At 49.8% G+C, this 4,574-nt stretch carries 5 protein-coding genes; 2 read left to right on the top strand and 3 right to left on the bottom strand.

Going from position 1 to position 4,574, the window contains the following annotated elements:
• Nucleotides 1–234 (top strand): hypothetical protein (locus WKK33_RS00175; RefSeq protein WP_337931967.1); only part of this gene is annotated, 234 nt, incomplete at its 5' end.
• A 77-nt stretch (nucleotides 235–311) separates the two neighbouring features.
• On the opposite strand, the gene WKK33_RS00170 is transcribed toward WKK33_RS00175, so the two are convergent.
• The 3 genes from WKK33_RS00170 to WKK33_RS00160 form a co-directional block, all read right to left on the bottom strand.
• On the bottom strand, nucleotides 312–743 hold the full coding sequence (locus WKK33_RS00170) for a hypothetical protein (RefSeq protein WP_337931966.1): 432 nt from the start codon (nucleotides 741–743) through the stop codon (nucleotides 312–314).
• On the bottom strand, nucleotides 731–934 hold the full coding sequence (locus tag WKK33_RS00165) for a hypothetical protein (protein ID WP_337931965.1): 204 nt from the start codon (nucleotides 932–934) through the stop codon (nucleotides 731–733). The genes WKK33_RS00170 and WKK33_RS00165 overlap by 13 nt, the downstream gene beginning before the upstream one ends.
• A 1,487-nt stretch (nucleotides 935–2,421) precedes the next feature.
• On the bottom strand, nucleotides 2,422–3,870 hold the full coding sequence (locus WKK33_RS00160; protein ID WP_337931964.1) for a TIGR02452 family protein: 1,449 nt from the start codon (nucleotides 3,868–3,870) through the stop codon (nucleotides 2,422–2,424).
• A gap of 222 nt (nucleotides 3,871–4,092) precedes the next feature.
• Between WKK33_RS00160 and WKK33_RS00155 the strand changes: the two genes are divergently transcribed.
• Complete coding sequence (locus tag WKK33_RS00155) at nucleotides 4,093–4,215, top strand: hypothetical protein (protein ID WP_337931968.1); 123 nt, start codon at nucleotides 4,093–4,095, stop codon at nucleotides 4,213–4,215.
• Nucleotides 4,216–4,574 lie beyond the last annotated feature (359 nt).

The following is a 4,574-nucleotide window of genomic DNA, read 5'->3' as shown; positions in this document are numbered from 1 at the left end:
GTGATATCCGTGTTTTTTGATAAAAGCAACCCGCATGGCATCTGCTTATCTGCGATCCGTGGGAGAAATATTCTCGTGCCGCATGGCCAGAGCGCAGTTCGTAAGGTGCTCACCGCCTACGGCGATGGCCTCTGGGGTCTAAGAGAACGTGTTGGAGGATGGAGAATTACAAGAAGAGGCAACTATTGCAAATTTTGCAACAACTGCCACAGATGGGAAAAATTATGGCAATGATATAGCTGTTGGCACAAATAAGGCGATAACATCACAGTTGGCCAAAATGAGCAGCCTAACCAGGTTGCTCATTTCTATTATAGTATATTTCGTTTCAAATACTGATTAATGGTTTCTCTAATTATGTGACGAAACCTTTTTTTATTTTCTACAATACTCCACCAACTATTAGGTACTCTTTTATAGTCCCATAGAAAATCTATAACATAGATGATAGATTCCGTAGTTGTATGTATCAGTTGGAATATTATTCGTCCTATTCCATCAGAAAGCCTATACACATATTCATTCGGAACGCCTGTAGCTAAAATAGTAGTGGGTGTTATGTCATTTGCTAAATTATATAAACCTTGATAGGTTCTATTAAATAATAGATTTGCTCTTTCACGCTGTAATTGCTTTCGTGAATTCCAATTTTTTCTCTGTTTATAATCTAAATCGCCATATGCCCTTTGAGACAAAATAACTATGTGTTTTTGCTTTGCAAATTCTATATTTACATCTGCCATTGTACATCTTCGATATTAACACCACCGACTGATTTTATCCATTCTTCTGCGGTACAATCCACCTGAATATATGTCAGTCCGTTTATTTCCATAGTCTTTTGAGGTGTATTGCTTTCTGTGAGTAAATCTGTACGCTGTGCATAGTACTCATCCAAGCCCTCAAGAAGTTCTCTTTTCAATTCTTCATCCATCTGATTTCAATTTTAATTTTACAATAAATATCCTTATTTTTGCAAACATACATAAAAAATCTGATAAAAACAAATTCTGTGTGATTATAGTGTGGCATACTACAACCTCGACATGATTATCAGCATAGGTTATCGTGTTCATTCCTAAATGGAATCGTCGAATAACGAAAGATTATACATTTCTTCCGATTTGTGCCAAACTCTACACTTTACCGACCTTGTTTGGTGCAAACCCACAATGCTCCTCCCAACACTCAACACTCATCATTATGATCACTCCACTATCAACATTCTAAAGATTTTTGGTGGAAAACCTGTGTCGGATTTTTGGGTAAAATAGTGGGCGTGGCAGGCTGAATGGGGCGGAAAAGATCGGTTTGGACGCTGCTTGCGGAACGGAGAACGCGGCGTTGGGCATGTTTCGAGTTACGATAGCTTAGGGATCGAGATGCGAAAGGTAAGGGATGGAGCCTCGAAAGGGCAGGGATCGAGATGCGAAAGATGGCGTTTCAGCGTGGGGAAGGCCGAGTGGGGAACGTAGAACGGTGACATTCAGACGATAAGTGGCTGAATGATAGCCGGTTGCAATGATGCGCTGAGAATGGCGTATTTGGACGCGGGGCGGGGCGCGACGGAAAAAAACGTGTAGATTGGGGGGAGGAGTGTTGAGAATGTGGAATGTGGAATGTGATATGTTGGGTGTGAAATGTTGTATGTGAAATGTGAGAATGTGGGGATGTGGAATGGGGCATGCGGCACGGGAATATTTCGCCCACAGATCGCAGATTTTGACAGAAACCGTGCGGGCTGCTTTTATCAAAAAACACGAGACTCGGCGAAGCCCCACCGACCGAAGGGGAGGTAATTGCACCGATGCGCACGGATGGGTCTTTTCACGGATTGTTTATTCTTGCTCCGCTGCCTACTGCTTGGGTTTCGATGCGCCGCCGGCGCAACGGATTGCCACGGATTTTTCGCATGCGGAGAACCTTTCTATGAGGGCGCGTTTTAACGGGCACGCCCTGAAGGGGCAGAAGTTCATAGCCCAGGGCAAGCGAAGCGACACCCTGGGTAAACCGCCACACCCTATCACACTACGCCCTGCAAGGGCAAAAGTAAACATAACACGCTCTGTTTCAGTACTTTTGCCCTTACAGCAGGGCGCAAGCTCCACGGCACATTATACCCAGGGTGTCGCTTCGCTTGCCCTGGGCTGAGGAGGCCATTGGGCTTTCAGCCCGCTTGGGTTGTCAGGGCTATGCGCTACCATTGACTTTTCTGCCCGCTTGGTCAATTCCGCTATTCGTCAGAGCCATGCGGCACGGGAATGTTCTCCCACAGATCGCAGATACCATGCGGGGTGCTTTTATCAAAAAACACGAGACCCCCAGAGGCCAGCGCCGTAGGCGGTGGACCCTTACGATTGGCCTTGGCCTCGCACCCTCCGCCGTTGGCGAGGCTCATCGGGGTTAACGAAGGCGTGACTGCTATCCCTCCAGCACGTCGCGGAAGGCAGTGTAGTTGTTCGTTGAGTTGTGGTCTTCGATGACGGCGAAGCTGATGGAGGTGAAGAGACCCTGGAACTCGCTTTCGTTGATGACCTGCCTGAACAGCTGGGCCATGTGGTGCGGCTCGTTGTGGAAGGCGCCACACCCGAAGGCGCCGAGCACGAGGCGGCGCTGCCCGTTGTTGGCGGCCAGGCGTAGCATGAGGCGTATCTTGTCTTTGGTGGGCTCCACATACGGCTGCGGTATGGCGTCGCAGCGCTCATTGAAATGGAAGGCGGCCACGGCAACGAAATTGAGCCGCACCGGACTGTCGAGAAGGGCGTAGCCGTTGGCTTCGGTGTCGCGAAACACGGTGACGCCATGCGAGTAGACGCCACCGTAGAGGGGGGCTAACGGATAGCGATGGTGGGCGTTGCGCTGCACATGGTATGCCTGTGGGTCGAAGTGGTTGGCATACTGGTAGAGGAACCGATAGTAGTCGGTGCAGCGGAAGAGGTATTCCTCCTGGGCTCCCGCCCCACCCCACACGCCACCGCCGGGGTTGCGCGAGCTCGCCATGTTGAGCACGCAGATGTCGTCGGTGGGATCCGTGGCATGGAGACGGCGCGCCAAGTCCAAGCAATCGTCGTTGACCACGGCGATGCGCACCTGACCGCTGTTGCGCTCGAGCGATGGCCGGAGCGTTATCTCGTGGTCAAGAAAGACGTTGTCGGCCTGGGCCTGTGGGTTGACGATGCTGCCCAGATCGACCGAGCCCCCCGACGCTGTGTGGTAACGGCCCCGCTTAACCAGCATGAGCGTGGAGGCGTAGACCTGGCGCCGCGGACCGCGCGTGTCGCCCTGATTCTTTCGCTCCTCGAAATAGGCACGCCACGCGCCGGCGTCCCATGTGTTACGCCACGCGGCATAGCCGTCGGCGCGCCGAACGAGGTTGCATAGGGGGATGCGGACCGACTCCTCGTAGTCTTGCTCACTGCCGCCCGACGACAGCTCGAACTCGCCCATGTGCCAGTGGATGGCCATTCGCTCCTCATGGCTCATGGCCAGGCCCAAGCGTTCGAGGATGCGCACCGACCGTTCGCCGTGCCCTTTCGCCCTATTGCCGTTGAGCGTGTGGATGAGGTAAGGGTTGCTGCTGTCGAACTGGTAATTGTCGGCCTTGCACACGTCGTGGAGCAGCGCGGCGATGGCTACGCTCTCGGGGGCCATCGCCTCCCGATGGTCGGAGGCTTGCCACAGCGCCATGGCTTGGCAATAGACCTCCCACGAGTGCTTGGCAAGGCCGCCCTGAAAGGCGTTGTGGTGGGTCACCGAGGCCGGCGCATCATAGAAATGGTTCTCGCCCAGCCACTCGACGACACTGTCGATGCCTTCGCGGTGGGTTTCAACAAGGGTGGATTCTATGCGTTCACGATAGGTAGTGTTCATGGTTTTGTAGAATTATAGAATACATTACTTTAATGTCTTGGTTAGGAGAAGAACTTGGTTTAACCTCTTAACAGATCTTTCATTTCGACAAAATTGCCCTTTTGGGTTCAGCAAAAATACTAATTCATACTGAATTAAGCAATTTTCCAATGAACTATTTTGGCTATCTTGCCGTTTTTTTTCATTTTGAACAAATGTGGCTCAGAGGAAAATTACGAGTTTATGGAGCTGAACGGCACCGCCGCCTATGTGAAATACAACTGCTTCCATATAGAGCACCGTCCACAGTATGTACCGGATCCATTCCGCTCGGAAAACTTCTATTACAACGAGGACGAATACTAATCGCTCAAAAAGCTACACGAGCAGCTTAAAGCGTTGAATATAAGCGGCATGGGAATTGTATGACAACATTCCAATACCGCTTTTTACGTTCTTTTACCGCCCCCCAAAAAAGACAGTGCAAGCCGAACGCAATGAAGTTTACTTCAATTGTTGAGGTGCAGCCTGTCTTATTAAAATAAACTGCTCAAATCAGAGCATACTGCCTTTGCAACTAAATAGCCATCGTCAGAGTATGCAAAAGAATTTAAGGCGGATTATTTACCCAAATCTAACCATGTAACATAGATTTGGGTAAATAATCGCTATATTTTTCTTTTAATTGCAATTAAACCATTACCTTTGCAAGGGTTAAGATATAA

This window comes from Hallella sp. (assembly GCF_037460745.1).
GTDB classification, from domain to species: Bacteria; Bacteroidota; Bacteroidia; order Bacteroidales; family Bacteroidaceae; genus Prevotella; species Prevotella faecis.
The sequence above is the reverse complement of the archived record's forward strand: the minus strand, read 5'-3'. Positions and strand labels throughout refer to the sequence as shown.

What these genes read in the sequence shown, in the direction of transcription:
- WKK33_RS00155 (WP_337931968.1), top strand. Translation starts at nt 4,093, where the DNA reads ATGGAGCTGAACGGCACCGCCGCCTATGTGAAATACAACTGCTTCCAT.
- WKK33_RS00160 (WP_337931964.1), bottom strand. Translation starts at nt 3,870, where the DNA reads ATGAACACTACCTATCGTGAACGCATAGAATCCACCCTTGTTGAAACC.
- WKK33_RS00170 (WP_337931966.1), bottom strand. Translation starts at nt 743, where the DNA reads ATGGCAGATGTAAATATAGAATTTGCAAAGCAAAAACACATAGTTATT.
- WKK33_RS00165 (WP_337931965.1), bottom strand. Translation starts at nt 934, where the DNA reads ATGGATGAAGAATTGAAAAGAGAACTTCTTGAGGGCTTGGATGAGTAC.